This window comes from Nitriliruptor alkaliphilus DSM 45188 (assembly GCF_000969705.1).
GTDB lineage: Bacteria > Actinomycetota > Nitriliruptoria > Nitriliruptorales > Nitriliruptoraceae > Nitriliruptor > Nitriliruptor alkaliphilus.
In genome coordinates this window covers 1,585,841-1,612,251 of record NZ_KQ033901.1, presented here as the reverse complement: position 1 = coordinate 1,612,251, position 26,411 = coordinate 1,585,841, and the positions used below count along the sequence as shown (strand labels likewise).

Genomic DNA, 26,411 nt, shown 5'->3' with positions numbered 1-26,411 from the left:
CTCGGCGTCGTCAGTCCGAGCCGTTGTCCTCGTCACGGTCGCCGCCGGCGAGCTCGATCGGGGGGACGTCCGGCGCCGACGGGGAGTCGACCGCGCGGAACGCCACCGTGTCGGCGTCGGGGTCGACGTCGGCGACGATGAGCTGCCCGGCGGTGAACTCACCGAGCAGGATGCGCTCGGAGAGCTTGTCCTCGAGCTCACGCTGGATGGTGCGGCGCAGCGGCCGGGCACCGAGCTGGGGGTCGTACCCCTTCTCGGCGAGCCACGTCTTGAGGTTGTCGGTCAGCTCGAGGTCGAGGTCCTTGATGCGCAGCTGGGACTTCACCCGCTTGAGCATCAGATCGACGATCTCCTTGACCTCGTCCCGCGACAGCGGGTGGAAGACGATGGTGTCGTCGATGCGGTTGAGGAACTCGGGTCGGAAGTGCTTCTTGAGCTCGTCGTCGACCTGCCGCTTCATCTTCTCGTACATCGAGTCGTCGTCGGCGGCGACGAACCCGACGGCCGGCGAGGTGAGGTTCTTGGTGCCGAGGTTCGAGGTCATGATCAGGATGGTGTTCTTGAAGTCCACCGTCCGGCCCTGCGCGTCGGTCAGTCGCCCGTCCTCGAGGATCTGCAGCAGCGTGTTGAACACGTCCGGGTGGGCCTTCTCGACCTCGTCGAACAGGACGACGGAGAAGGGCTTCCTGCGCACCTGCTCGGTGAGCTGACCGCCCTCGTCGTAGCCGACGTAGCCGGGCGGCGAACCGATGAGCCGGCTGACGGTGTGCTTCTCCATGTACTCGGACATGTCGAGGTGGATCAACGAGTTCTCGTCACCGAACAGGTACTCGGCGAGGGTCTTGGCGAGCTCGGTCTTGCCGACGCCGGAGGGGCCGAGGAAGATGAACGATCCCGAGGGGCGCTTGGGGTCCTTCAGGCCCGCCCGGGTGCGGCGGATCGCCTTGGACACCGCGGTGATCGACTGCTCCTGCCCGATGACGCGCTTGTGCAGCTCGTCCTCCATGTGCAGCAGCTTGTCGGTCTCCTCCTGGGTCAGCTTGAAGACCGGGATGCCGGTCCAGACCGCCAGGACCTCGGCGATGACCTCCTCGTCGACGGTCAGCACCTGGTCCATGCCCTCGGAGCGCCACTCGTCCTCGCGGCGCTGCCGGTTCTCGATGAGCTTCTTCTCCTCGTCGCGCAGGCGAGCGGCGCGCTCGAAGTCCTGCCCGTCGATCGCGTCCTCCTTCGCCTTGCGGGCCTCCTCGATGGAGGCGTCGAGCTCGGCGAGGTCGGGCGGGGTGGTCATCGAGCGGATGCGCAGGCGCGAGCCCGCCTCGTCGATGAGGTCGATGGCCTTGTCGGGCAGGTAGCGGTCGGAGATGTAGCGGTCGGCGAGTTCCGAGGACGCCACCAGCGCCTCGTCGGTGATGGTCACGCGGTGGTGGGCCTCGTAGCGGTCCCGGAGGCCCTTGAGGATCTCGATGGTGTGCTCCATCGAGGGTTCCTCGACCTTGACCGGCTGGAAGCGACGCTCGAGCGCGGCGTCCTTCTCGAGGTGCTTGCGGTACTCGTCGAGGGTCGTCGCACCGATGGTCTGCAGCTCACCACGGGCGAGCATGGGCTTCAAGATGCTGGCCGCGTCGATCGCGCCCTCGGCGGCGCCGGCACCGACGAGGGTGTGGATCTCGTCGATGAACAGGATGATGTCACCGCGGGTGGTGATCTCCTTGAGGACCTTCTTGAGGCGCTCCTCGAAATCACCGCGGTAGCGCGACCCGGCGACGAGGGCACCGAGGTCGAGGGTGTAGAGGTGCTTGTCGGTGAGGGTCTCGGGCACCTCGCCGGCCACGATCCGCTGGGCCAGACCCTCGACGATGGCGGTCTTGCCGACGCCCGGCTCACCGATCAGGACGGGGTTGTTCTTGGTGCGGCGCGACAGGACCTGCATCACGCGCTCGATCTCGCGCGCGCGGCCGATGACCGGGTCGAGCTCGGCGTCGCGGGCGGCCTGGGTGAGGTTGCGGCCGAACTGGTCGAGGACGGTCGAGCCTTCACGGGCACCGCCCGTGGTGCCCTCGCCGACGCCGGCCCCGGCCTTGCCACCCTCGCTGCCGGCGTAGCCCGACAGGAGCTGGATGACCTGCTGACGCACGCGGTTGAGGTCCGCGCCGAGCTTCTGGAGGACCTGGGCGGCCACCCCCTCACCCTCGCGGATCAGGCCGAGCAGGATGTGCTCGGTCCCGATGTAGTTGTGGCCGAGCTGCAGCGCCTCGCGCAGCGAGAGCTCGAGCACCTTCTTCGCGCGGGGCGTGAACGGGATGTGGCCGGCGGGCGCGGTCTGCCCACGGCCGATGATCTCCGTCACCTGGTTGCGGACGGCCTCGAGGGAGATGTTCATCGATTCGAGCGCCTTGGCGGCGACGCCCTCACCCTCGTGGATCAGCCCGAGCAGGATGTGCTCGGTCCCGATGTAGTTGTGGTTGAGCATCCTCGCTTCTTCTTGGGCGAGGACGACCACCCTGCGGGCCCGGTCGGTGAACCGCTCGAACATGTGGACCACTCCCCACGGACGGGCCACTCGGCCCTCCGTGTGAGGGTCCGGGACCTCGACCGACTGTAACCCATCGGTCCGCCGCGCTTCCCCGGGTTCGGTGCCGGTACGGCCGGGGTTCAGCCGGTTCCGGCCGCACGGTCCCGGCCAGGCGGCCGAGGCTGTGCGCGGATCCAGGGGTTCGGTGGAGCCGGTGGGTCGGTGATGGTGGGGTGTCACGCACCGTTCTGCCTCCCGATGCGAGCCACAGCGGCGCACATCCGGATCGAACGGACAGCCCTCCTCCTGGCCTGTCGGCCGACGGCCGCCCGACCCGAGGGACCTACGCTCGATACATGGGCCCCCGACACCGCCCCGCGCGCACCGCCGTCCTCGGCGGGTGCCTGCTGATGGTCCCCACGGGGTGCACCACCGACGCTCCCGGGGCTGTGTTCGACCGTGCGACGGGCGCGGTGCTGGCCGACGGCGCCGATCGGCTGGCTGAGGCCCTCGAGGCCGAGGACGCCTGTCGCGCGCTCCTGGAGGCCGATGCCTTGCGTGAGCGCGCCACCCGAGCGCTCGAAGCCGGCGACGCGCCCGAGGACGTGGTGGCCGAGACCACGCGGGTGGTCGATGCGACCACGGCCGCGCTGACCTGCGAGGTGGCGACCACGCCGGACGAGGCCGAGGAGGCCGACGAAGCCGACGAAGCCGACGGAGCGGACGAGGCGGACGGAGCGGACGAGGCGGACGTGAGCGCGTCGCAGGAGCCCGCTCCTGCCCCGCCCCCGGAGGACGACGCGGACGACCCGGAGCCGGAGGGCGGCGGCGGCTCGAACGGCCCGGCGAGGGGGCAGGGCCCCGACGGGGACGGCCCCCCGGGGCACCGTGACGGTCGGGGCAGAGGATGACCGCCGCCGACCGCGCCGGCCCCGGGGTGGGGACCGATGACGCCACCCACCCCACACCGCTGCTGCCGGAGACCCTCGCGGACGGCCGGTACCGGGTGCTCGGCAGCCTCGGGGTCGGCGGCATGGGCCTCGTGGTGCGCGCTCGCGACGAACTCCTCGACCGCGACGTGGCGATCAAGATCCTGGCCGACAACCTCTGCATGGACGAGGCGGCCCGGTCCCGGTTCATCCAGGAGGGTCGCGCCGCTGCGGCCATCTCCGACCCCCGGGTCGTCGGGGTCCACGACGTCGGCGAGGAGGACGGTCGGCCCTACCTGGTCATGGAGTGCGTGGCCGGACCGAGCCTCGCCGAGATCCTCGCGGCCGACGGACCGCTGCCCGGCGACGAGGTCCTCGACATCGCCATCGAGGCGCTCGCCGGCCTCGGACGCGCGCACGAGGCCGGGCTGCTGCACCGGGACGTCAAGCCCGGCAACCTCCTGCGCGCCCCGGACGGCACCATCAAGGTCACCGACTTCGGCATCGCGATCGCCGTCGACGGCGATCGCATGACCCGGACCGGGTTCGTGATCGGGACGGCCGCCTACCTCGCCCCCGAGCGTCGCCGTGGTGCATCGGCGACGGTCCGGACCGATCTGTGGGCGCTCGGGGCCACCCTCACCGAGCTGCTGACGGGCGAACCACCCGGGCCCGCCGCTGACACGAGGTTGGCCGAGCTCGGCGACGCGCTGCCGACCGCCCTGCTGCGGTTGCTGGGCCGCCTGCTGGCCGCGGACCCCGAGGACCGTCCGACCGACGCCTTCGAGGCGCTCGAGCTGCTCGTGGGCGGCCACGCGGCGGGGTACGCCACCACGCCTGCCCCCCACCCGGCTGCCACACGCACACCGTCGGCCGCTCGCCCCGCGCTTCCTCGCGTCCGCAACGGCCGGACCACGCCGTCACCGCAGCACGCCGTCTCAGCCGGCGAGGCGACGGTCGTCGACCGCACCGCCACGCCGCGCCGGCCGTGGTTGCCGCTGGCCGTGGGGCTCGTGGCGCTGCTGGTGGCCGGGCTCGCCCTCGTCGCCATCACCGACGTCGGTCGAGCCGACGCCGGCCCGACCGAGGAGTTCGGGCCGGTCCTCGTCGACCCCGCCGATCCTGCCGCCACCGTGCGCGAGCTCGGCGAACAGCTCCGCGAACGGGCTGCCGACTAGTACCACTTCGTCGGAAGGTCGACCTCCGGGGGTCGGGCCACCAGCTCGAGCAGGTCCTCGACGTCCGCGGCGAGGTGGTACAGGCGGCGGTACTCGGGCTTGGCGAACGCGCGCGCGTAGAGCTCCTCGAAGAACGTCAGCAAGCCGTCCCAGAAACCGTCGACCTGCAGCAGGACGATGGGCTTGCGGTGGTAGCCGAGCTGCTTGAGGGTCAGCACCTCGAGCAGCTCCTCGAGGGTCCCGAAACCCCCCGGCAGGGCGACGAAGGCGTCGGCGCGGGTGATCATCTCGTGCTTGCGGTCACTCATCGTCTCGGTGACCACGAGCTCGTCACAAGCGTCGTCCGCGATGCCCCGGTCGAACATCAGCTGCGGCAGCACGCCGGACACGCGTCCACCCGCGGCGCGCGTCGAGGCGGCGACGGTGCCCATCAACCCGACGGACGTCCCGCCGTAGACCAGCTCGTGACCGGCCGCTCCGAGCGCCGAGCCGTAGCGGTGGGCAGCCTCGGTGTAGGCGGCGTCCACCGCCTCGGACGACGAGCAGTAGGTGGTGATGCGCACGGTGCCCCCTCGGTCCACGGTCCTGCCGAGCTCACCCGAGCTCGATCTCGTAACGCACGTAGTCGGCGAGCTTGGCGACACGGTCGTACAGGCGCCGCGCCGTGGCGTTGCCGGACTCGGTGATCCAGTACACCTCGCTGCACCCGAGCGCCGCCGCGTGGGTGCGGGCCGCCTCGATCAGCGCCCGCCCCGCTCCGGTGCCGCGGACGTCGGCGGCGACGAAGAGGTCCTCGAGGTAGCAGCGCGGCGCGACCGACCAGGTGCCGGCGTGGACGACGGTGTGCACGAAGCCCACCACCTTGCCGTCGTCTGCGACCGCGACCTGACCGCGCATCCCGTCCTCGCGCGCGAGCAGTCGCGTCAACGTCGTGGCGGTCACCTCCTCGGGCAGGGGGTGCTCGTAGAACTCGAGGAAGTCGGCCCACAGCTCGCGCCACCGCGGCTCGTCCCCCGCGGCCAGGTCACGGACGGTCACGCTCAGGGCGCCACCTCGGGGCGGAGGGTCGGGAAGAGGATGACGTCGCGGATGTTGTGGACGTCGGCGAGCAGCATCACGACCCGGTCCACACCCACCCCGAGGCCCCCCATCGGCGGCATGCCGAGCTCCATGGCCCGTAGGTAGGGCTCGTCGAGCGGCATCGCCTCGTCGTCGCCGGCGGCCTTGGCCCGGACCTGGGCCTCGAAGCGGCCACGCTGGTCGTCGGGGTCGGTCAGCTCGGAGAAGGCGTTGGCGTGCTCGCGCCCCACCGCGATCAGCTCGAAGCGTTCGGTCACGTGCGGCAGGTCCCGGTGGCGGCGCGCGAGCGGCGACACCTCGACCGGGTAGTCGATGACGAAGGTCGGGTCCCAGAGGGTGTGCTCGACAAGGGCCTCGTAGACCTCGAGGGCCAGCTTGCCCTGCCCCCACGCGTCCTCGATGAGGACCTCGTGCGCGGCGCAGACCTCGCGCCAGGTGGCGACGTCGTCGTCGTAGCTCAGCTCGGGGCGGCCGGTCGCCTCACGCACGAGGTCGAGGAGGGACACGCGGCGGAACGGTCCGGCGAGGGACACCGGCCGGCCGCCGTAGGTCAGCTCGAGGCTGCCGACGGCCGCCAGCGCCGCGCGTTGCAGCAGCGCCTCGGTGAGGTCCATCACGTCGCGGTAGTCGGCGTAGGCCTCGTAGGACTCGAGCATGGTGAACTCGGGGTTGTGCCGGGGCGACATCCCCTCGTTGCGGAAGCTGCGGTTGATCTCGAACACGCGCCGCATACCACCGGCGACCAGTCGCTTGAGGTACAGCTCTGGTGCGATCCGCAGGTACAGATCGGTGTCGAGCGCGTTGTGGTGGGTGACGAAGGGCTTGGCCGCAGCGCCGCCGGGGATCGGGTGCAGCATCGGGGTCTCGACCTCGACGTACCCCCGATCGTCGAGCTCGGCCCGCAACGCCTTGAGCACCGCGGCGCGGGTCCGGAAGACCCGCCGCGCGTCGGCGTTGACCGTGAGGTCGAGCTCGCGCTGGCGGAAGCGCGCCTCGGTGTCCGACAGCCCGTGCCACTTGTCCGGCAGCGGCCGCAGGCCCTTGCCGAGGAGCGTGAGGCTGGCCGGCTTGACCGACAGTTCGCCCGTCTTGGTCGCCAGCACCTCACCCTCGGCGCCGAGCCAGTCGCCGGTGTCGAGCAGCTCGAGCAGGTCGCGTGACGGCTCGTCCAGCGCCTTGACCGGGCAGAACAGCTGGACCTGCGCGTCGTCCTCCTGCAGCACCAGGAAGCTGAGCCGGCCCATCCCCCGCTTGGCCACGACGCGGCCCGCCACCGTGACACGGTCCCCCGTCTCCGTCCCCGGTTCGAGGTCGGGGTAGGCGGCGACGAGGTCGGCGACCGTGGTCGTCGGCGCGAACCGGACGGGGTAGGGCTCGACCCCCCGGTCGCGCAGCTGCTCGACCTTGGCACGTCGCGTCGCCACGATCTCGTCGAGCTTCGTGCGCTCGTCGCCCTCGGTCACGTCGGGGGTGGGCGGCGTCTCGGACACGGGGAGCCTCGGTGGCGGCGGCAGGGCAGGGGAGCGCAACGTAGCCGCGGGGACCGCGCACACCGGACGACGGGCATCACCCCGGCGGGACGTTCTGGTTGTGGCGGAACAGGTTGGTCGGGTCGTAGCGGGCCTTGAGCCGGGCGAGCCGATCCCAGGTGTCACCGGGGTACGCCTCACGGACCCGCGCCGGTCCCTCGTCACCGAGGAAGTTGACGTAGGCGCCGTCGACGCCGGCCTCCCGCAGGCGTGCGGCGAGATCCTCGGCCCAGACGGTCGCCGTCGCCCCGTCGATGGGATCCTCGTACAGGGCGGCGACGTTGACCATCAGGCGCCGCTGGCGGTGGGCGTAGGCCGTCGCGTCGTCCCGGACCCGGGCGACGGCGCCACCGAGGACCCGCAGCTGGACCGCCGCCATGGGGGTGGTCGCCGCCAGCAGGCCGTCGATGGCGACCTCCGCCTCGGCGACGCCGAAGGTCTCACGGAACATCGTGCGCGTGACCACCACGGGGTGGAAGTCCTCAACGCCCGGTGGTTCGACGAACAGGTCGGCGTACGCCATCGGGGCGAGCTCGTCGACGAGCGGTGTGGCCAGCCGCCGCAGCGGCGCCAGCGCCTCCTGGCCCGCAGCGGCCGGACCGACGTGCACCGCGAGGATCACGACGACCAGCTGCCCGTGGACCTCCTCGGGCAGGAAGGGCATCGGCGGCGCGACCATCGTGTTGGCCAGGAGGGTCAGCTCCTCCGGCGCCGCGTCGGCGGTCGCGACGACGCCTGCCAGCACCGCGGCCGTCGCCGGCAGGACGAGCATGCCACCGGTCAGTTCGGAGACGTCGTGCAACACGAACCGCAGCCGGGTCACGACGCCGAGGTTGCCGCCACCGCCGCGGATGCCCCAGAACAGGTCGGGTTCGTGGACCTCGTCCACCAGCTGGATGCGCCCGTCCGCGGTGACCACCTCGGCGGCGAGGAGCTGATCGATGGTCAGACCGTGCTTGCGGCTGAGGAAGCCCGTACCGCCGCCCACGGTCAACCCACCGATGCCGACGGTCCCCGCGTCACCGAACCCGGTCGCGAGGCCGTGGACGCCAGCCGCCTCGGTGTAGGCGCCGGCGGTCACACCGGCGCCGACCCAGGCCGTTCGGCTCTCCACGTCGAGTTCGAGATCGTCGAGGCTGGACAGGTCGAGGACCACGCCGGCCTCGACGGTGCCGTGGCCCGCGAGGCTGTGACCCCCGCTCCTGACGGCGAGGTCGAGGTCGAGCTCGCGCGCGAGGCTGACGGCGGCGGCGACGTCCCCGGCGTCGACCGGGCGGACCAGGGCGGCCGGCCGACGATCGAAGCCGCCGTAGTAGACCTGGCGCGCATCGGCGTAGCGGGGGTCATCGGGGGCGATCACCTCACCACGGACGGCCCGACGGAGGTCGTCGAGGACGGCGCGGGTGGCGGGGAGGGTCTGGGACACGAAAGGCTCCTGCGGTCAGCAGCCGCCGACGCTAGAACCTCGAGTACACTCGAGGTCAAGGCACCCTGCGTGACAGCGGCGCAGGGCACCCGTCAGGGACGGTTGCGGTCCCAGACCAGCGCCAACCCCTTGAGGGTCAACCACGGATCGTGGTGGTCGATGCTCTCGCAGGCGGCGAGGACCGAGTGCGCCAGCCCCCCCGTGGCGACGGTGGTCACCCCCGGACCGAGCTCACGGGACATGCGGGCCACGAGCGCGTCGACCTGACCAGCCGCGCCGTAGACGATGCCCGACTGCAGCGCGGTGACCGTCGACCGACCGATCGGCGATGGTGGGGTGACCGTCTCGACCCGCGGCAACCGTGCGGCGCGCCGCACGAGCGCGTCGGCCGAGGTGGTGACCCCGGGCGCGATCGCGCCCCCGATGAACTGCCCCTCGCCGTCGACCACGTCGAAGGACGTGGCGGTGCCGAAGTCGACCACGATGGCCGGGCCGCCGTACAGCTCGTAGGCGGCGACCGCGTTCACGATGCGGTCGGCACCGATCTCGCGCGGGTTGTCGACCCGGAGCGCCAGGCCGGTTCGCACCCCGGGCTCGACCACCACCAGGGGACGACGCAGGTAGCGCTCGGCCACCTGGCGGAGCGTCTCGGTGAGGGTGGGCACGACGGAGGAGACGATGCTGCCGTCCACGTCCTGGCCGAGGTCGAGGCCCGCGAAGCGCAGCAGGCCGGACAGCTTCAGGGCGAGCTCGTCGGCGGTCTCGTGCGCGTGGGTCGACAGCCGCCAGTGGTCGCGCAGCTCGTCCCCCTGGAAGGTGCCGACCACCGTGGTGGAGTTGCCGACATCGATGGCGAGCAGCACTCAGGCCTCCGCGGGTGAGCTGTGACCGACGGCGCGGACGTCCAGCGCGATGTCGAGCTGGGGCGCGGAGTGGGTCAGGCCGCCGACCGCGACCCGGTCGACCCCCGACGCCGCGTACGCCGCGACGGTGTCGAGCCGGATGGTGCCGGACGCCTCGAGCAGGACACGGTCCGCGCTGGCACCGGCTGCGAGGTGGGCGACGGCTGCCGCGCAGCCCTCCGGCGTGAAGTTGTCGAGCAGGACGTCGCGCGCGCCAGCCGCCACCGCGGCGTCGAGCTCGGCGATCGAGGTCACCTCGACCTGCACGTTGCGATCGCCGGCCGCCGCCAACGCGCGACGCGTCGCCTCGGCGACCCCACCGGCGGCGGCGATATGGTTGTCCTTGACCAGCAACGCGTCCCACAGCCCGACCCGGTGGTTGACCCCGCCGCCGGCGCGGACGGCGGCCTTCTCCAGCAGCCGCAGCCCGGGCGTGGTCTTGCGGGTGTCCCGGACCACGCACCCGGTCCCCGCGACCGCATCGGCGAACGCGCGGGTCCGGGTCGCGACCCCCGACAGGTGGGTGAGGAAGTTCAGCGCGGTGCGTTCGCCGGCCAGCACGGACGCCAGCGGCCCCGTGATGCGGCCGAGGACGTCACCGCGGGTGACCCGCTGCCCGTCGGTGACGTCGAGCACGACCTCGACCGACGGGTCGACGGCCGCGAACACCCGCGCCACGAGGTCGCAGCCGGCCACGGTGCCGTCGGCTCGCGCGATCAGGGACGCCTCGCCGGGGAGGTCGGCGGGCACGGTCGCCCCGGCGGTCACGTCGGCCGCCCGGCGGACCGCCGGCGTGGCGTCGACGGGGACGTCGAGGTCCTCCGCCAGCGCCCGGGCGACCGCCTCGTCCGCCGCGACCACCACGGCGGCCTCGTCGAGCACCCCGTCGCCGGGGAGGGCGGCGGGGCCTGGGATCGGATCCGTGCCGGCGCTCAGGCCACGCCCCGGATCGCGCCGTGCTGCTCGGCGGACTCGATCGACACCTGACGGTTGTCGCCGTCGACGAAGACGACCGTCGGCTCCCAGGTCCGCGCGGCGGCGTCCTCGAGCTCGGCGTAGGAGATGATGATGACGGTGTCACCGGGGTGCACGAGCCTGGCGGCAGCCCCGTTGAGGCACACCACGCCCGACCCGCGTTCCCCCTCGATCACGTAGGTCTCGAGCCGCGCCCCGTTGTCGTTGTCGACCACCTGCACCTTCTCGTTGACGAGGAGGTCGGCCGCGTCCATCAGGTCGCGGTCGATGGTGATCGAGCCGACGTAGTCGAGGTTCGCCTCGGTCACCGTCGCGCGGTGGATCTTGGACTTCATCATCGTGCGGTGCATGGGCACCCACCCTTCGCCGTGTCGTTCCGTCCCGCTGTCCGCGTTCGGGTTCCAACCGGTGCCACCGTGTCGGTGGTCAGCTCGTCGCCGCGAGCAGCCGTTCCTCGTCCTCGGTGTCGCCCAGCACGACGTTGTCGATGAGGCGGACCGGGCCGACGTGGGCGGCGACGGCGACCAGCAGCTGGTCGGCCTCCGGAGGTCCGTCTCCCGCCTGCCCGCGCGAGGACGCGTCGGGTGGTGTGAGGGTCTCGGGGTCGAGCACCTCGACGTAGTCGACGGTGACCCCGGGGGCGGCGCCGAGGGTACCGGCGACCTCCTCGCGCACCCGAACCGGGTCGATGGGGTGGCCCCCGGCTGCGGCTCTGCGACGGACGGCGACGCCGGCTCGCAGGGCTCGCGAGAGGGCGAGGGCGCTGGCACGGTCGTCGGTGGACAGACGCCGGTTCCGTGACGACATCGCCAGGCCGTCGGGTTCGCGGATGGTCGGTGCGCCGATGACCTCGACGGGCAGGTCGAGGTCGGCGACGACGCGGCGGATGACCTGGAGCTGCTGGAAGTCCTTGCGGCCGAACACCGCGAGGTCGGGCTGGACGATGGAGAACAGCTTGGTGCAGACGGTCGCGACCCCGTCGAAGTGGCCGGGGCGGGAAGCACCGCAGAGCCGTTCGGTCAGCCCTGCCACCGTGACGGTCGTGAGGGGTTCGCGGGGGTAGACCTCGCCGGTGTCGGGCGCGAAGACGATCGCCGGGGCGAGGTCGCCGAGCGCCGCGAGCTGCGCCTCGTCACCGTCGAGGTCCCGGGGGTAGGCGGCCAGGTCGTCGGCACGGTCGAACTGGGTCGGGTTGACGAAGACGGACACGACCACGACATCGGCGTGGATGGCCGCCTCACGCACCAGCGCCAGGTGCCCCTCGTGGAGCGCCCCCATCGTCGGGACCAGCCCCACCCGCTGGCCGTCCGCGCGCGCCGCCGCGACCGCGGCCCGTACCTCGGCGATGGTGGTGACCCGTCGCATCGGTCAGCTCCGGTCGGGGTCGAGGAGGGTGTCGAGTTCGGCGGCGGCCGCCGGCGACAGGTCGGCTCGGACGCGGCCGAGGAGGACCCGGGTGAGGTCACGGTAGGCGTCGCGCAGCTCGGGCACGTCAGCGGCCAGGGCGTCGAGGTGGCCGGCGACGGTCCGCACGTCCCCGCGGACCACCGGGCCGGTGAGCGCCGATGCGCCACGGCTGAGCGCGTTGGCGACGCTGCGCTCGACCAACGGTCCGAGGAAGCGTGCGGGATCGTCGATGCCGGCCGCCAGCAGCAGCTGGCGCGCCACGACCACGGCGGCCGCCGCTGCGTTGCTGCCGGTGGCGAGGCCGGCGTGGTACAGGCCGCGGACGTCGTCGGGCACGTCGAACGCGTCCCCACCGAGGTCGCCGACCAGCCCGTGCGCCCATCCGCGGTCGGGGGCCGCTGCGGTGACCGCCCACGCTGCGCCGACGAGGAGGTCCGGATCGACCGCACCCGAGGGCACGGTCATGGCCGGGTGGCAGGCGGCGACGCGGGCGCCTGCCAGCGAGGCGCGTCGCAGCGGTGCCAGACCGGCCGAGCCGGCGACGTGGACGACCCGCTGCCCCTCGACGAAGGCGTCACGACGGGCCAGCTCGGTGACGACCCGCTCGAGCACGTCGTCGGGGGTGGCGAGCACGACGAGGTCGGTCCCGGCCACCGCCTCGGCGACGTCCGCGTGGGGGCGGCACCCGGCCACGAGCGCCGCGACGCGCTCACGGGAGCCGTCACCGCCACCCGCGACGGCGACCGGCTGCCAGCCGGCCCGCGCCAGCGAGACCGCCAGCAGCGTGCCGACGCGGCCGGGTCCGACGATGGCCACACGACGACCTCGGCTCACCGGTCACCCCGAGGTCCATCCGGTGTCGGGTCGAGGCCGGGACGATCGAACGACGGCGGAGGGGCACCGGGTCCCTCGGGACGCGTGAGGTGACGTCCGGGCACGTCGGCCAGGCGGACCACCAGCTCGATCCCCTCGATGGGCGCCAGGGCCGCGAGCGCCTGGGTGACGCGACGCCCGCCCGGCAGCGTGCCGCCTGGCCAGACCTCGAGCAGCGGCACCAGCACGAAGGCGCGTTCCTCGAGGCGCGGGTGGGGAAGCTGGAGCTCGGGGGTGTCCACCAACGCGTCGCCGACGAGCAGCAGGTCGATGTCCAGCGGCCGCGGGCCCCAGCGCTGTTCGGTCGCCCGGTCCCGACCGAACGCGGTCTCGAGCAGCTGCGTCTCGTGCAGCAACGCCCGGGGGGTGAGGCTCGTCCGGCTGCGCACGACCAGGTTGAGGTAGGGGTCCTGGGGAACGTGCCGCGGGTCGTCCGGGGGCGGCCACGGGGCGGTCTCGTACACCCCCGAGACCTCCTCGACCGCCACCCCGTCGAGCTCGTCGAGGGCGTACACGGCGGCGGTCAACGTCTCGAGTGCATCACCGACGTTCGCGCCGAGCGACAGGAAGGTGAGCTCGGCCGCCATCAGGTGCGCTCGCGGCGGACCGTGACGGCGACCTCGGTGGCGACGACGGGCAGCGGCGCCGCCGGCTTGTGGACGGTGACCTCGGTCGCCGAGACCCGCGGGTCGACCAGACACCGGGTCGCGACGCGCTCGGCGACGGTCTCGATCAGATCGACCGGGTCGTCGGCCACCAGCGCGGCCACGTCCGCGGCCAGCTCGCCGTAGTGGACGGTGTCGTTCACGTCGTCGGACGCGGCGGCGGGCGCGAGATCGAGCTCGAGCACCAGGTCGATCACGAACCGCTGGCCGAGTGCACGCTCGTGCGGCAGCACCCCGTGGTGGGCGAACACCTCGATGCCGGTCACGGCGATGCGGTCCAACGGGGATCCTGGGCGGTGGGAACCGACGGACCACGAGGCTACTGCGACCCGCTCCCCCGACGGAGCGCGCCCGCGCGTGGGCATCGCCGGGACCCTCGGGCCGCGGCGCTACCGGTGGAACACACGGCGGTTGCGCACCCGTCCGGCGACGCCGGGGGGATCGTCAATCCCGCCCCACAACCGTCGGAGGTGACGGTTCCCGGCCTCCGCGGCCACCCGTCGCGCCAGGCGATCCCCCACAACCGTCGCGTGTGACGGTTGTGGGCTGGCTCGAGGCGCCGCCGAGCGGCGCGGCGACGAGAACCGTCGCATCTCACGGTTCTGGTCAGGCCGCACCTGCCGATCGCCCCGCCCACCGCGGTGTCCTGAGCGAAGTCGCCGGGACCGCCGAGGCTGGCGTGGTCAGGCGTCCTGGCTCTGCGCGACGGCGTGGGCGACCCGGACGGCGCGGACGGTGGCCTGCACGTCGTGCGCGCGGATGATCCGGGCGCCCCCGGTCACCGCCACGGCGGCCGCGGCGAGGGATCCCTCGATCCGCTGCGCCGGGTCGTCGACGCCGGTGAGGGTGCCGAGGAAGCTCTTGCGGGAGGCGCCGATCAGCACGGGCCTGCCGAGGGAGGTCAGGTCGCGTGTGGCCCGCAGGAGCGCCAGGTTGTGCCGCGCGGTCTTCCCGAACCCGAGTCCCGGGTCGACCACGATGTGGTCCGCCGGCAGCCCGTCGGCGACCAGGCCACGGACGCCGGCGGCGAGGTGGTCGAACACCTCGGTGACCACGTCGTCGTAGCGCGGATCGCGCTGCATGGTCCGTGGCTCGCCGAGCAGGTGGGTGAGCACGTACGGCACGCCGAGGTCGAGCACCGCCTCGCGCATGTCCGGGTCGAGCGACCCGCCGGACACGTCGTTGACGATGCTGGCGCCAGCCTCGACGGCGGCGCGCGCCACCGCGCCCTTCACCGTGTCGATGGCCACGACCGCGCCGGTCGCGGCCAGCGCCTCGACCACGGGCAGCACCCGCCGCAGCTCCTCGTCGAGGGGCACCGGGTCCGCACCCGGCCGGGTCGACTCCCCCCCGATGTCGATCGCGTCCGCCCCGGCGGCCAGCAGCGCCTCACCGGCGCGGATGGCCGCTGCCGGGTGGTCGGCCGGGCCGAACGCGGTACCGCCGTCCGAGAACGAATCCGGGGTGACGTTCAGGACCCCGAGGACGACCGGGCGCGAACCGGTCGGCAGGGTGCCAGCGGGGGTGACCAGGTCCGGCGAGCCCGCCAGCCAGGCGGCGACCGCAGCCTCGACGACCTCACCGAGCGGTACGGCGAGGTCAGCGCCACCGACCCGGCCCGCAGCGTCGGTCAGGCGCGAGGGCACCGCCATGACCTCCAGCCGGTCCCCGTCGGCGCGTCCCACGCCACGCGCGGCCGCGACCTTGTCGGCGATCTCCGCGGCGCGATCGAGCCCGGTCAGCACCAACCGTGCCGGACCACCATCCGGCACCAGACGCGCGTCCTCGACGCGGCAGATCGGGCGATCGTCCGCCACGGGGCTGGCCTCCATCGACGGTGCGGGCTACGCAGCCTAGGGCACGAACGCGCGCGTCCGTCCGCCCGGTCAGCGTGACGCCGCGCAGACGGTCAGGCGAGGCCGCCGAAGCCGCCGCGCAGCAGCGCGAGGGCCTCCGCTCGGGTGCTCGGGTCGTCCCGGAAGGCACCCCGGACCGTCGAGGTCACCGTCTCGGCACCCGCACGGCGGATGCCGCGCATCTCCATGCACAGGTGACGGGCCTCGATCACCACCATCACCCCGCGCGGCTCGAGCTTGCGCTCCATGGTGTCGGCGATCATCGTCGTCATGCGTTCCTGGAGGCCCGGCCGCTTCGCGCACACGTCCACGAGCCGGGCGAGCTTCGACAACCCCGTGACCTGCCCCGACACGTTCGGCAGGTACGCCACGTGCGCCCGGCCGCTGAACGGGACGAGGTGGTGCTCGCACATGCTGTTGAAGGCGATGTCGCGCATCATCACGATCTCGTCGTGGTTCTCGTCGAACACGACCGACAGCACGTCGGCGGGGTCGACGAGCAGCCCCGCGAAGATCTCGTCGTACTCACGGGCGACGCGCGCGGGCGTGTCGACGATGCCGGGACGGTCGGGGTCCTCGCCGATCGCCTCGAACAGCATCCGCACGGCCCGTTGGATCTTGTCGTGATCGAACGAACCGTTGGGCTCCACGCCGGTGATGTGGCGCACCTCAGTCCTCGGTGTCGCGGCGACGGGCGCTCGTCGACCGCTTCGTGGACCGCTTCTCGGTGGACGACCCGGAGGTGCTCTTGCGCGTCGTCTTCCGCGTGGCCTTCGTCGGACCACCGTTGCCGTGGGACCCGTTGCCACTGTTCTGACGCAGGGACGGGTCGAGGCGGCGGAGCCGATCGATGACGTGAGCCGCGTCCTTCTGCTCCGGTGCAACGACGGCCCGCGTCGGACGCTTGTCGATCGGCGCGAAGACCTCGGCCATCAACGCGCCGTCGACGGTCTCGACCTCGAGGAGCTTGGCGGCCAGGGCCTCGAGCACGTCGTCGTTCTCGACCAGGATCTCGAGCGCCTCGTCGTGGGCCTCGTCGAGGAGCTTGCGCACCTCCTCGTCGATCTGGGCGGCCACCTGCCCGGAGTAGTCCGGCGCGCCGCCCATCTCGCGACCCATGAACGGCTGGGAGTCCCCGCTGCCGAGCGTGATCGGGCCGAGGAGGTCGCTCATCCCGTACTGGGTGACCATCTGCTTGGCGGTCGCGGTCGCCTTCTTGATGTCGTCGCCGGCACCGGTGGTGATGTCGCCGATCTTGAGCTCCTCGGCGACACGACCACCGAGCATGACCGCGAGCCGGTCGATCAGCTCGCTGCGCGAGATCAGGTACTTGTCCTCGGTGGGCAGCTGCATCGTGAACCCGAGGGCCTGTCCGCGCGGGATGATGGTGACCTTGTGCACCGGGTCGGCGTTCGGCAGCGCGTGACCCACGATGGCGTGCCCACCCTCGTGGTAGGCGACGGTCCGCTTCTCGCGCTCGGACATCAGGCGGGTCCGGCGCTCGGGGCCGGCGATGACGCGCTCGATCGACTCCTCGAGCTCGGACATGGCGATGGTCTTCTTGCCGTACCGGGCCGCGAGCAACGCACCCTCGTTGACGAGGTTGGCGAGGTCGGCGCCGGTGAAGCCCGGCGTCTGGCGGGCCAGCACCGACAGGTCGACGTCGTCGTCGAGCGGCTTGCCCCGGGCGTGGACGTTGAGGATCGACTCGCGACCGATCAGGTCCGGACGGTCGACCGGGATCTGGCGGTCGAAGCGACCCGGACGCAGCAGGGCGGGGTCGAGGATGTCGGGACGGTTGGTGGCCGCGATGAGGATGACCGTCGTGCGGACGTCGAACCCGTCCATCTCGACCAGCAGCTGGTTGAGGGTCTGCTCGCGCTCGTCGTGACCGCCGCCCATCCCCGCACCGCGGTGGCGACCGACGGCGTCGATCTCGTCGACGAAGATGATGGCGGGCGCGTTGGCCTTGGCCTGTTCGAACAGGTCGCGGACGCGCGACGCACCGACACCGACGAACATCTCGACGAAGTCCGACCCCGAGATCGAGAAGAACGGGACGCCGGCCTCGCCGGCGACCGCCCGGGCCAGCAGGGTCTTGCCCGTCCCGGGGGGCCCGTAGAGCAGGGCACCCTTCGGGATCTTGGCGCCCATCGCCTGGAACTTCTGCGGGTTGGAGAGGAACTCCTTGATCTCGCGCAGTTCCTCGACGGCCTCGTCCGCACCGGCCACGTCGGCGAAGGTCACCTTCGGTGCGTCCTTGGAGACCATCTTGGCCTTGGACTTGCCGAACTGCATGACCCGGCCGCCACCGCCCTGCATGTTGTTCATCAGCAGGAAGAAGATCCCGAGGATGAGGATGAACGGCAGCACCGTCGCGAGGATGGAGGTCAGCGCGCCCGGGGCCTCGGCGTTGAAGGCGGTCCGCAGCCGGCCGGCCTCGATCCAGTCCCCGATCTGGTCACCGACGATGTCCGGGTCGTAGATGACGCGGAAACTCGTCGGCTGACCGTTGACGACCCGCTCGCCCTCCATGCTGTGGGAGCGGCTGCCGATCGTGGTCTCCTCGAGGTTCTGCCCCTGGAGCTGGCCCTCCTCGACCGCCGCCGAGAACTCGGTCCAGGTCAGCTCGTCTGGCGCCGCCGCGCTGCTGAGGATGCTGACGCCGATCCACAGGGCCGCAGCGAAGGCGAGGACCCACGGGAGAGGGCCGCGGAGGAGCCGCTGACCTGGCTTCATCTAGGTGCCACCTTCTGCGTCGCTGGAGGCGGAGGAGCGGAGCTCGGGGCATCGAGCCCGGCGCAGGCCACCCCGATCGCGTGCCACGCGGGGGCGAACCCGCCCGCGTGTGGAATGTTCGATGCTACCAGCGGGGTGGCTGGCCGGACCCGGGCTGCGGGACGGCGACGCAGGGGCGGACCCGCCTCAGGAGCCGCTGTAGACCTCGGGCGAGAGCGTCGCGACGCACGGCAGGTTGCGGTACCGCTCGGCGTAGTCGAGGCCGTAGCCGACCACGAACACGTCGGGCACCTCGAACCCGACGTAGCGCACCGGCAGGTCCACCTCTCGGCGCGACGGCTTGGTCAGGAGCGTCAGGACCTCGAGCGAGGCGGGCTTGCGGGAGCGCAGGTTCTTGACCAGGTAGTCCAGGGTCAGGCCGGAGTCGACGATGTCCTCGACGATGATCACGTCCTGGCCCTCGATGTCCGCGTCGAGGTCCTTGAGGATGCGCACCACGCCCGAGGAGGAGGTCGCGGCCCCGTAGGACGAGACCGCCATGAAATCGATGGAGACCGGGATCTCCAGGTGACGCATGAGGTCGGCCATGACCAGCAGTGCCCCCTTGAGCACCCCGACGAGGAGCACCTCGCGGCCGGCGTAGTCAGCCGAGACGCGCGCTGCGAGCTCGGCGACCTTGGCGTCGATGTCGTCGGCCGGGATCAGGACGGACTCGATGTCGCCGCGGTGGATGGTCGGGATCGAGTCGAGCTCGGACATCACGGGCTCCGGGGGGGTGGTGGGGAAGGTCCGGGGGGTGGCGGGCGAGGGGCCGGAACCCTAACGGGGCTGGGCGGGGGCCAGCACCAGCTGGACGGCCGGTGCCGCGCGGCCGGCAGCCAGTGCGTCGGCGTCGGCGGCGACCCCGGGCACCCACAGGACGCGGCCGTCGGCCACCAGCAGCGGCCAGCGGTCCCGGACGGGTCGCGGGACCTTGGCGTCGACGAGCAGCTCGGCGACGCGGCGGGTGCCGGCCGCGGTGCGGCAGCGGTCCCCGGGTCGCCGTCGCCGGATCGTCAGCGGTCCGGTGCCGGCTGCCAGGGTCAGGTGGCAGCGCTCGGGGCGCCCCCCGGGTGGGACGGCCAGGTCGGCCCGGGCGGGCACCGGTGGCGTCCAGGCACCCGACAGCTCGAAGGCGATCTGCCCGGGCGGCGCACCGGGGTGGCCGCTGCCCGCCGCGGTGCAGGCGCGCACCTCGACGGCGGCGAGCGGCCACGCGCTCACCCCGGGGACCGTGAGGCGCACCGGCGGCACGTCGTCGACCCGAGGGGGGCCGAAGGCGAGCCAGCCGCCGCCGGCCGAGACCTCGATCTGGCCGACCAGCAGACGCCGGCCGGGGGCGAGCGCCTCGAGCTCGGCGAGGATGGCCGACGACGGTGGGTGGCCGCTGGCAGGGGTCAGCAGCTGGCGCCACACGCGCCGACGGACCGCGACGGGCAGCTGGGCGACGGCGGCGTCCGGCACCGCGACGACGTCGCCGATCCGCACGGCGGCCCCCGTGAGCGCGTCGGCCGCGAGCGACGCGAGCGCCTCCTCGTCGTCTGCGGCCAGCGCGGCGAGCCGGCCGAGCGCACCGACGGGGTCGGGCGCGACCAGGTCGAGCGCGGGGAGGACCTGGTCGCGGACCGCCACCCGCCGCACGGCCGGGTCGGTGTTGCTCGGGTCGGCGGCCACCGGCAGGCCCTCGAGCGCGACGAACCGCCGCAGATCACCGCGCCGCACCCGCAGCAGCGGTCGCACCACACCCCCCGCGTCCGGCGACATCGCCGCCAGTCCCGTCACGCCCGTCCCACGCGCAGCGCGGAGCAGGACCGTCTCGGCCTGATCCTCGGCGCTGTGGCCGACCAGGACAGCGGTGGCGCCCGCTGCGGCGGCGATCTCCCGCAGGGCGCCGTACCTCGCCTCACGGGCCGCGGCCTCGATCCCGTGCCCACGTCGCCGGACCGCCACCTCCACGACCTCGAGCGGGAGGCCGAGGAAGTCGGCGTGCCGTTCCACGACCGCGAGGTCCTCACGGTCGTCGCGCAGGCCGTGACGGACGTGGACCAGCGTCACGTCCAGGTCCGGCCGCGCCTCGGTGGCGAGGTAGGCGAGCGCCGTCGAGTCGGGCCCTCCCGAGAGCGCCACGATGGCTGAGGCGCCGTCGGCCACACCGGCCAGCCCCTCCCGCACCGCCGCGACGAGCGCCGCCCGGCCGAGGCCTGCGGGGAGCGGGCCCGGGCGTGCGGTCACGTGTCCGACACGGCCACGCGCGAGAGCCACCCGTCCGGGTCGGCGATCTCCTCGCCACGCGGCAGGTGCTCGGGCCGCTCGAAGGCGCGGTTGAGGCCGGCGATCCCGGCGCGCGCCAGGACCTCGTCGACGAAGCCCTCCCCCTCGGCGTACTGCCGGCGCTTGAGCTCCATGCCGCCGATGGCGTTGAGCACCTTGGCGGTGACGTCGCCGCGGCGGCTGGCGAGGTGCTCGCGGACCCCTTCGGGATCGACGACCAGCCCGGAGGTCGCGCCGTACATGGCGGCGTTGCCGTGGCCCTCCAAGAGGCTCATCAGACCCTGGGCCTCGGCCATCACCTCGAGCTGTTCAGGGGTGAGCACCACCTCGATCAGTGGCTGCGGCGAGCCGGTCTCGATCACCTTCGCGACCGCGCCCGGCAGGTCGGCGGCGACCTCGGTGATGGCGGCGCCGGAGATCCGGGCGTTGGACAGGTAGCGATCGAGCAAGCCCTGCAGGTGGGGCCCCAGCCAGGGAGCACCGTCGAACTGGAGCCGGTGGGTCACCTCGTGCAGCAGCACGGTGCGGCGGACGTCGACGGCCAGGTCGCCACGATCCTCGGCCAGCGCCAGGACGTTCGGGCCGACCACGAGCAGCTCACCGCTGGCACCACCCGGCACCCGCGAGCCGAGCGGGAGGACGAACTGGCCGAGCACCCGGGTCGACAGCAGACCGAACAGCGCCCCGAGCTGCGCGCCGAGCACCCGCGAGGTCACCACGCGGCGAGGTCCGAGACGCTCGCGCAACGGCTCGAACGCACCCCTGAGGCCAGCCAGGTTCGCACGGACCCACCCGAGGCGGCCGACCACGCGGGCGGTCGTCGGCGGCAGGTCCTGGCCGAGGCCGGTCCAGGCACGGGCAGCCGCGTCGATGGCCGGCAGGTCGTCGGCGACGTCCGCGCGCAGTCGGGCCGCCGCAGCAGGGTCGTCGCGTCGTCCGAGGACGACGAGGCGCGCCGCCGTGATGGCGACGCGCTCATCGATCAGTGGTGCTGCGGTCCGCTCGTCCACGTGGTGCCGTCCTGCCGTCGCCGGGAGGCCCGTCGCGGACCTCGGCTCACGCGGTCTGCTCGTCCTTGGCCGGCCGCACCACCAGCAGGTACCACAGACCGACGCCGATGACGACCCCCATCACCACCGGAACGAGCAGGAGGAACGAGGCTGCCCAGGTGAACTGGACCTCGGGGTCCTCGTACCCGGCGAGCGAGCGAGCCGGGTTGTCGAGCTGGTCGCGGGGAGCTGGCTCGGGACCGAGCGGCTCACCCGCCTCGGCAGCGAGCACGAGCGCATCGGCGGGGGCCTGGGCGACGTCGGCCGCAGCCGCGGTGGGGGCGGCGAACAGGGCCAGCGCGAGCAGCAGGGGCGCGAGGAGGCGGCGCATCGGCGTCTCTCTAGCTCTCGGAGGGGTAGCTCTCGGACGGGGCAGCGGAACCCGGCGCGCACGGCACCTCCGGGCGGCGGGAGCCTACCCCAGCCCGCCGGTCGGGTCCGAAGCGGCGGGCTCGATCGGCGCCTCCGGCGTCACCTCGACGATCTCGGTGAGGGACCGGGGGATCGAGGTGTCGACGTCGGTACCGTCGCCGCCCTCGCGCTCGGCGAGACGCTCGACCAGCTCCTCGGGCCGGGGCAGGTCGGGTGCGCCGGGTGCGTCCCCCCTCGGTGGGCCGTCGCGGTCCGGACCCGGGGGCGTCGGTGCCCCCTCACGGTCGTCCGGCAGCTGGCCGGGGAGGCCGGGGGCAGCGTCACCCGAGGGTCCGGCGGCGTCGTTCGGACCGGTCGGCGCCGTCGCGGGTGGCAGGCTGCCGGAGAAGCGCGGGAGGGCCGCGCGAGGTCCGGCGACACCTCCGAAGCCGGGGAGCGCGGGTGGGGCCACGGAGGTGGCGGCGACCCGCGCCTGCACGCCGGGTTCGTCCTGCGTCGTGGTGCCGGCGACCAGCCCGTCGGTGCCGAGACGCAGATCCGCACCGAGCAACCCGCCCAGGAACACCAGCGCTACGGCGGCGCCCGCGAGCGCGCCGACGAGCCGGTGTCCCGGCGAGGGCGCCACCGGACCCCGGCGCGGGTCCGATGCGGCCAGCGCCGGCGGCGGCGTCGCGTGCCCGCCGGGCGGTGCGGGATCGGCGCAGACGGCCGCGGAGCTGCGCACGACCCGCTCGGCCTCACGGGTGACCGTCGCGGCCGCGACCACCGCGCCGAGCCGCTCCTCGAGCACACCGAGCAGCAGCCGGTGGTCGGCGAGGGCGGCCTGGACCTCGGCCTCGTCCCCCGACGCGAGCGCCGCGTCGCTGCGGAGCAGCGCCGCGTCCCAGGCCATCCGTGAGCTCGCGAGCTGCTCGTGGAGGTCCCCGGCCAGCCGCGTGCGCGCCTCGATCGACGGTCGCCCGTCGTCCGGGGTGGCGTGGGGGCTGGTCACGGCTGTGCTCCGGCTGGTCCGCACGTCACCGATCCCCGGGTCGGGAGCCGGTCAGCGGCCGTCACGGGAGGTTTCCACGTCGAGGCACCCGACTCCTCCTCGGTGCCCCCATCGCTCGGCCAGGGGGAGGTGCGCAGCGTCGGCGCCCTCGAGGCGGTACCCCGTCGCCATGTCCACAGCAACCGCCACCCTCCTGGACCTCGACGGCACCCTCGTCGACTCGGTCTACCACCACGTCGTCGCCTGGCAGGACGCACTGCGCGAGGCCGGCTACAACGTCGCCGCGGCACGCATCCACGCCGGGATCGGCATGGGCAGCGACCGGCTGCTGCCCTGGCTCCTCGGTCGTCACGTCGACGACGCCGACGAACTGTCCGCCGCGCACGAAGAGCGCTTCCTCGCCCGCGGTGAGGACCTCCGACCGACGCGCGGCGCCCGCGAACTGCTCGCGGACCTGCGCGCCCGTGAGGTCCCCTTCGTGATCGCCACCTCCGCCGGCGAAGCCGAGCGCGAGATCCTGCTCGGTGTCCTCGGCGAGGACGGGGACCTCCCGCTCGCCGGCGCCGGCGAGGGCATCGACAGCAAGCCCGCCCCCGACATCCTGCTCGCCGCCTGCGCCGAGCTGGCGATCACCCCCGAGCAGGCCATGCTCGTCGGCGACGCACCGTGGGACGCGGTGGCCGCCGAGCGCGCCGGCATCCGGGCCATCGGCGTGCGCTGCGGCGGCTTCGGGGACGCCATCCTGCGCGAGGCCGGCTGCCGCCGCATCGTCGACGACCCCGCCGAGCTGATCGGTCAGCTGTGACCAGAGCGGTCCGCCCCGGCGATCGCCTCAGTCCGTGCTGGGGCGCGGGCTGAGGACGGCGATGGGCACGCTCACGTCGTGGTCCTCGGTGCGGAGGGTCACGATCCGTCGCCCCGGCTGGACCGCCGCGCGGGGCGGTGCCATGACCTCCGTGAACACGTCGAGGTCGGGTGCGGTCAGGGCCAGGCCGCCGAAGATGGCCGGCGCATCCCCGGCCGGTTCGGTCGGACCGATCAGCTCCAGCACGCACGTGCCGAGCAGGAAGAACCGGTACCGCACGCCGCCGTCGCCGCGCACGGCGTCCACCGTTCGCCGCGGCGTCAGGCCGATCGTCCCGAGCGCAGCGGTGGTCCGCCGCAGGTTGGGGGTGGCCACCACGAGGTGGTCGACCGCGACCACCGAGTAGCCGGTCGTGACCTCCGCCGCCGACGTCGGCGGCGGGCCGCCGGCATCCGCGGGCCCGAGGCCGTCCACGTCGTCGGGGGCGGGCGGGTCGAGCTGCCAGCCAAGGACCCCGCGTCGACCGTGGCTACCGGCGAGCCGGATGGTCACCCCGCCGACGGTCAAGCGGTCGCCGGTGACCGGCAGGCCGAGGGCGCGCCACGCCGCGGGGTCGTCGCCGATCGCGAGCCCCGTCAACGTCGGTCCACGCACCGGGCTCACCCCTTGAACGTCGAGGAGCCGGCGTCCCCGAGCGGCTCGTCGCGCTCACGCACCGCCTGGCGGAAACCGGCTTCGGCCGCCCGCTGCTGGAAGGCGTACCCCTCGGCGGTGTGGCGGGTGATCCCGTCGAAGATGGTCCCGACGAGCTGGGTGGTCGCCAGACCCTGGTTGGCCATCGACTGGTTCACCAACAGCTTCATCATCGCGAGCTGGTTCCAGGGCATCCGGGCGATGCGCTGCACGAGGATCTCGGCACGCTCGTCGAGCTGGTCGGCCGGGGGCGCCTCGATCGCGAGGCCCCACTCCAGGGCCTCACGCCCCGAGAGACTGTCGCCGGTGAACAGCAACCGCTTCGCGCGCTGGGGGCCGAGCCGGTAGGCCCACATCGAGGTCGTCGGCGATCCCCACACCCGCGACGGCGGGTAGCCGATCTTGGCGTCCTCGGCGATCACCAGCAGGTCGCTGCACAACGCCAGGTCGGTCCCACCGGCCACGCAGAACCCGTGCACCTTGCAGACCACCGGTGTCGAGGCGTGGAACAGCGACATGAACGCACGGACGTTCCGGCTCATCATGGCGTGATCGACCATCGGGTCCCAGATCCCGTCCGGGTCGTGGTTGGCCGCCATCACCGCCGGGTCGAGCGGTGACCCGGCCGGCGCTCCCGGAGCCGAGGAGGGCGACCCTGCACCGCCGAAGCCCTCGGCGCTGTCGATCAGGTCGTAGCCGCCGCAGAAACCCTTGCCGTTGCCGCTGAGCAGGATGACGTGGACCTGCGGGTCGAGGTCGGCGCGCTCGACGCAGGCGGCGAGCTCCGCGATGAGCCGAGGGGTGAGCGCGTTGCCCCGCTCCGGCCGGTCGAGGGTGATGCGGGCCACCCGGTCGGCCACGGCGTAGGTCATCGTCTCGAGCGGTTCCACATCCGTCCTCCGTCCGGTTCGAGGTCGGCTCCGGGGGTCGTGCCGTGCGGCTCGGTCGCGGGCCGCGGGACGACCTGACGCTAGTGCACCCCGGGCGGAAGCCGCGCAGATGCGGGGCCGCCCGTCGCCCAGATGAGGGTCCTCTGGCCCTGCCGCCGGCCGCATGGCCGGGCGACCTTACGGACGTACCCCACCAGAGGAGGGTCCGCGTGGATCGCCCCCTGCACGCACACCAGGACGTGAAGGTCCGGTTCGATGACGCCATCGAGCTGCTGACCACCGCGCCCGACAGCCTCCTCCAGGACGCCACGGACGCCGGCAAGCCGCACGACGACGAGGTCCTCGCCGCCCTCCGCGCCCGCATCGCCGGCGTGCAGGTGACCCGCGACATCGTGATCGAGGTCGGCACCCCGATGCCCATCGAGGCCCTGCGGACCGTGCTGCCGCTGCGCTGGCGCGCGGCGTCCGCCGACAGCCTGTTCCCGACCGTGGAGGCCCAGCTCGAGATCGCCGCCCTGTCGATGTACCCCCCGCGGGTCCAGCTGACCCTCTCGGGCACCTACGACCCGCCGTTCGGGGCCGCGGGCGACATCATCGACCGGGTGCTCGTGCACCGTCTGACCGACGATGTGGTCCAGGACTTCGTCGCAGCCATCGCGGCCCGCCTCGAGGCGGCCGTCGAGACGACACCGCTGACGAGCAGGATCTGACGAGCAGGATCCGGGGGCGACGGATCGTGGTCACCGTGACGGGAGTCGGGCCCGTCAGGCCAACAGCGCCCGCACGTCGAACGCGGCCGCGACGGCCAGCAGCACCAGCACCACCAGGATGAAGACGGTGTAGGCCCAGCGGCGGGCCCAATCGGCAAGCCACACCCGCCGGAGGCTGACGACCGCCATGACGCCGGCGACGATCGCCAGCGCCAGCGACACCGGCCTGGCGACCAACCCGAAGCCGCTGATGACCGGCGCCATCGCGGGGATGATGGCGTAGGTGATGACGCACCGGATCGCCGAGATGATCAGCGAGCCCTTCAGCGGCATCAGCGCACGGGGCTCCGCGCCCTCGACGCGCAGCAGGTGACGTGCGATCCGGTCCGCGGCCGACCGCGGCCTGACCGCTGCCGACGGCGCCGTGGTGGTCTCGACGGGGGTGGACACGGGCAACGGGCCTTCCGACCGGTCGTCGCTCGCGGACCGGGCGCCGCCGAGGGTACGTCCCGCAGCG

27 protein-coding genes are annotated in these 26,411 nt (G+C 73.2%); 4 read left to right on the top strand and 23 right to left on the bottom strand.

From position 1 onward, the window contains the following. Window positions 1-10: 10 nt before the first annotated feature. The gene (locus NITAL_RS07630; RefSeq protein ID WP_052669511.1) at window positions 11-2,536 is read right to left on the bottom strand and encodes an ATP-dependent Clp protease ATP-binding subunit; all 2,526 of its coding nucleotides are present in this window, start codon (window positions 2,534-2,536) and stop codon (window positions 11-13) included. Window positions 2,537-2,871: 335 nt separating this feature from the next. On the opposite strand from NITAL_RS07630, the gene NITAL_RS07625 reads away from it, so the two are divergent. Both NITAL_RS07625 and NITAL_RS07620 read left to right on the top strand, forming a co-directional pair. Further along, a complete protein-coding gene (locus tag NITAL_RS07625) occupies window positions 2,872-3,426 on the top strand; it encodes a hypothetical protein (protein ID WP_052665498.1) in 555 nt (184 codons plus the stop codon). Next, entirely contained in the window at window positions 3,423-4,622 is a 1,200-nt protein-coding gene (locus NITAL_RS07620) for a serine/threonine-protein kinase (RefSeq protein WP_052665497.1), read from the top strand. The genes NITAL_RS07625 and NITAL_RS07620 overlap by 4 nt, the downstream gene beginning before the upstream one ends. On the opposite strand, the gene NITAL_RS07615 is transcribed toward NITAL_RS07620, so the two are convergent. The 19 genes from NITAL_RS07615 to NITAL_RS27925 all read right to left on the bottom strand — a co-directional run bounded on the left by NITAL_RS07615 (window position 4,619) and on the right by NITAL_RS27925 (window position 22,796). Next, window positions 4,619-5,185, bottom strand: a complete 567-nt coding sequence (locus tag NITAL_RS07615; RefSeq protein WP_052669510.1) for an LOG family protein — start codon at window positions 5,183-5,185, stop codon at window positions 4,619-4,621. The two genes, NITAL_RS07620 and NITAL_RS07615, sit on opposite strands and share 4 nt — an antisense overlap. Before the next feature lie 31 nt (window positions 5,186-5,216). Further along, a complete protein-coding gene (locus NITAL_RS07610; RefSeq protein ID WP_052665496.1) occupies window positions 5,217-5,660 on the bottom strand; it encodes a GNAT family N-acetyltransferase in 444 nt (147 codons plus the stop codon). 2 nt (window positions 5,661-5,662) lie between these two features. Continuing rightward, on the bottom strand, window positions 5,663-7,192 hold the full coding sequence (gene lysS / locus NITAL_RS07605; protein ID WP_211262261.1) for a lysine--tRNA ligase: 1,530 nt from the start codon (window positions 7,190-7,192) through the stop codon (window positions 5,663-5,665). A 76-nt stretch (window positions 7,193-7,268) separates the two neighbouring features. Continuing rightward, window positions 7,269-8,657: an FAD-binding oxidoreductase gene (locus NITAL_RS07600; RefSeq protein ID WP_052665495.1), complete on the bottom strand. Its 1,389-nt coding sequence runs from the start codon at window positions 8,655-8,657 to the stop codon at window positions 7,269-7,271. Between the two features lie 92 nt (window positions 8,658-8,749). Further along, on the bottom strand, window positions 8,750-9,520 hold the full coding sequence (locus tag NITAL_RS07595; protein ID WP_052665494.1) for a type III pantothenate kinase: 771 nt from the start codon (window positions 9,518-9,520) through the stop codon (window positions 8,750-8,752). Next, complete coding sequence (gene nadC / locus NITAL_RS07590; protein WP_052665493.1) at window positions 9,521-10,441, bottom strand: carboxylating nicotinate-nucleotide diphosphorylase; 921 nt, start codon at window positions 10,439-10,441, stop codon at window positions 9,521-9,523. 50 nt (window positions 10,442-10,491) lie between these two features. Continuing rightward, on the bottom strand, window positions 10,492-10,884 hold the full coding sequence (gene panD / locus NITAL_RS07585; protein WP_052665492.1) for an aspartate 1-decarboxylase: 393 nt from the start codon (window positions 10,882-10,884) through the stop codon (window positions 10,492-10,494). Window positions 10,885-10,960: 76 nt separating this feature from the next. Beyond that, the gene (gene panC, locus NITAL_RS07580) at window positions 10,961-11,899 is read right to left on the bottom strand and encodes a pantoate--beta-alanine ligase (protein ID WP_052665491.1); all 939 of its coding nucleotides are present in this window, start codon (window positions 11,897-11,899) and stop codon (window positions 10,961-10,963) included. Between the two features lie 3 nt (window positions 11,900-11,902). After that, window positions 11,903-12,757, bottom strand: coding sequence for a Rossmann-like and DUF2520 domain-containing protein (locus NITAL_RS07575; protein ID WP_169786774.1), 855 nt, complete (start codon window positions 12,755-12,757; stop codon window positions 11,903-11,905). Between the two features lie 14 nt (window positions 12,758-12,771). Then, on the bottom strand, window positions 12,772-13,401 hold the full coding sequence (gene folK / locus NITAL_RS07570) for a 2-amino-4-hydroxy-6-hydroxymethyldihydropteridine diphosphokinase (protein ID WP_052665489.1): 630 nt from the start codon (window positions 13,399-13,401) through the stop codon (window positions 12,772-12,774). Further along, a complete protein-coding gene (gene folB / locus NITAL_RS07565; protein WP_052665488.1) occupies window positions 13,401-13,760 on the bottom strand; it encodes a dihydroneopterin aldolase in 360 nt (119 codons plus the stop codon). The genes folK and folB overlap by 1 nt, the downstream gene beginning before the upstream one ends. A gap of 402 nt (window positions 13,761-14,162) precedes the next feature. Next, window positions 14,163-15,296: a dihydropteroate synthase gene (folP, locus tag NITAL_RS07560; protein WP_211262260.1), complete on the bottom strand. Its 1,134-nt coding sequence runs from the start codon at window positions 15,294-15,296 to the stop codon at window positions 14,163-14,165. 92 nt (window positions 15,297-15,388) lie between these two features. Further along, on the bottom strand, window positions 15,389-16,003 hold the full coding sequence (gene folE, locus NITAL_RS07555) for a GTP cyclohydrolase I FolE (RefSeq protein ID WP_052665487.1): 615 nt from the start codon (window positions 16,001-16,003) through the stop codon (window positions 15,389-15,391). A 1-nt stretch (window position 16,004) separates the two neighbouring features. Further along, a complete protein-coding gene (gene ftsH / locus NITAL_RS07550) occupies window positions 16,005-18,074 on the bottom strand; it encodes an ATP-dependent zinc metalloprotease FtsH (RefSeq protein ID WP_169786772.1) in 2,070 nt (689 codons plus the stop codon). A gap of 186 nt (window positions 18,075-18,260) precedes the next feature. Further along, a complete protein-coding gene (gene hpt / locus NITAL_RS07545; protein ID WP_052665486.1) occupies window positions 18,261-18,833 on the bottom strand; it encodes a hypoxanthine phosphoribosyltransferase in 573 nt (190 codons plus the stop codon). 60 nt (window positions 18,834-18,893) lie between these two features. Next, window positions 18,894-20,345: a tRNA lysidine(34) synthetase TilS gene (gene tilS / locus NITAL_RS07540; RefSeq protein WP_169786771.1), complete on the bottom strand. Its 1,452-nt coding sequence runs from the start codon at window positions 20,343-20,345 to the stop codon at window positions 18,894-18,896. After that, window positions 20,342-21,394, bottom strand: coding sequence for a zinc-dependent metalloprotease (locus NITAL_RS07535; protein WP_052665484.1), 1,053 nt, complete (start codon window positions 21,392-21,394; stop codon window positions 20,342-20,344). The genes tilS and NITAL_RS07535 overlap by 4 nt, the downstream gene beginning before the upstream one ends. Window positions 21,395-21,440: 46 nt before the next feature. Continuing rightward, entirely contained in the window at window positions 21,441-21,764 is a 324-nt protein-coding gene (locus NITAL_RS27930) for a hypothetical protein (protein ID WP_052665483.1), read from the bottom strand. A gap of 84 nt (window positions 21,765-21,848) precedes the next feature. Next, the gene (locus tag NITAL_RS27925; protein ID WP_052665482.1) at window positions 21,849-22,796 is read right to left on the bottom strand and encodes a hypothetical protein; all 948 of its coding nucleotides are present in this window, start codon (window positions 22,794-22,796) and stop codon (window positions 21,849-21,851) included. 169 nt (window positions 22,797-22,965) lie between these two features. Between NITAL_RS27925 and NITAL_RS27920 the strand changes: the two genes are divergently transcribed. Beyond that, complete coding sequence (locus NITAL_RS27920) at window positions 22,966-23,601, top strand: HAD family hydrolase (RefSeq protein ID WP_052665481.1); 636 nt, start codon at window positions 22,966-22,968, stop codon at window positions 23,599-23,601. Window positions 23,602-23,628: 27 nt separating this feature from the next. Here NITAL_RS27920 and NITAL_RS07515 read toward each other — a convergent pair whose 3' ends face one another. Next, window positions 23,629-24,255, bottom strand: coding sequence for a glyoxalase (locus NITAL_RS07515; RefSeq protein WP_169786770.1), 627 nt, complete (start codon window positions 24,253-24,255; stop codon window positions 23,629-23,631). A gap of 5 nt (window positions 24,256-24,260) precedes the next feature. Further along, complete coding sequence (locus NITAL_RS07510; protein ID WP_211262259.1) at window positions 24,261-25,184, bottom strand: crotonase/enoyl-CoA hydratase family protein; 924 nt, start codon at window positions 25,182-25,184, stop codon at window positions 24,261-24,263. Between the two features lie 209 nt (window positions 25,185-25,393). On the opposite strand from NITAL_RS07510, the gene NITAL_RS07505 reads away from it, so the two are divergent. Continuing rightward, on the top strand, window positions 25,394-25,894 hold the full coding sequence (locus NITAL_RS07505) for a hypothetical protein (RefSeq protein WP_052665479.1): 501 nt from the start codon (window positions 25,394-25,396) through the stop codon (window positions 25,892-25,894). A gap of 54 nt (window positions 25,895-25,948) precedes the next feature. Here the strand turns inward: NITAL_RS07505 and NITAL_RS07500 are convergent, their stop codons facing one another. Continuing rightward, the gene (locus tag NITAL_RS07500; protein WP_157041694.1) at window positions 25,949-26,344 is read right to left on the bottom strand and encodes a hypothetical protein; all 396 of its coding nucleotides are present in this window, start codon (window positions 26,342-26,344) and stop codon (window positions 25,949-25,951) included. Between the last annotated feature and the right edge of the window lie 67 nt (window positions 26,345-26,411).

Excerpts from the sequence above, each read along its gene's own strand:
- NITAL_RS07630 (WP_052669511.1), bottom strand. The coding sequence starts at position 2,536 with ATGTTCGAGCGGTTCACCGACCGGGCCCGCAGGGTGGTCGTCCTCGCC.
- NITAL_RS07625 (WP_052665498.1), top strand. The coding sequence starts at position 2,872 with ATGGGCCCCCGACACCGCCCCGCGCGCACCGCCGTCCTCGGCGGGTGC.
- NITAL_RS07620 (WP_052665497.1), top strand. The coding sequence starts at position 3,423 with ATGACCGCCGCCGACCGCGCCGGCCCCGGGGTGGGGACCGATGACGCC.
- panD (WP_052665492.1), bottom strand. The coding sequence starts at position 10,884 with ATGCACCGCACGATGATGAAGTCCAAGATCCACCGCGCGACGGTGACC.
- panC (WP_052665491.1), bottom strand. The coding sequence starts at position 11,899 with ATGCGACGGGTCACCACCATCGCCGAGGTACGGGCCGCGGTCGCGGCG.
- folK (WP_052665489.1), bottom strand. The coding sequence starts at position 13,401 with ATGGCGGCCGAGCTCACCTTCCTGTCGCTCGGCGCGAACGTCGGTGAT.
- ftsH (WP_169786772.1), bottom strand. The coding sequence starts at position 18,074 with ATGAAGCCAGGTCAGCGGCTCCTCCGCGGCCCTCTCCCGTGGGTCCTC.
- hpt (WP_052665486.1), bottom strand. The coding sequence starts at position 18,833 with ATGTCCGAGCTCGACTCGATCCCGACCATCCACCGCGGCGACATCGAG.
- NITAL_RS27930 (WP_052665483.1), bottom strand. The coding sequence starts at position 21,764 with ATGCGCCGCCTCCTCGCGCCCCTGCTGCTCGCGCTGGCCCTGTTCGCC.
- NITAL_RS27920 (WP_052665481.1), top strand. The coding sequence starts at position 22,966 with ATGTCCACAGCAACCGCCACCCTCCTGGACCTCGACGGCACCCTCGTC.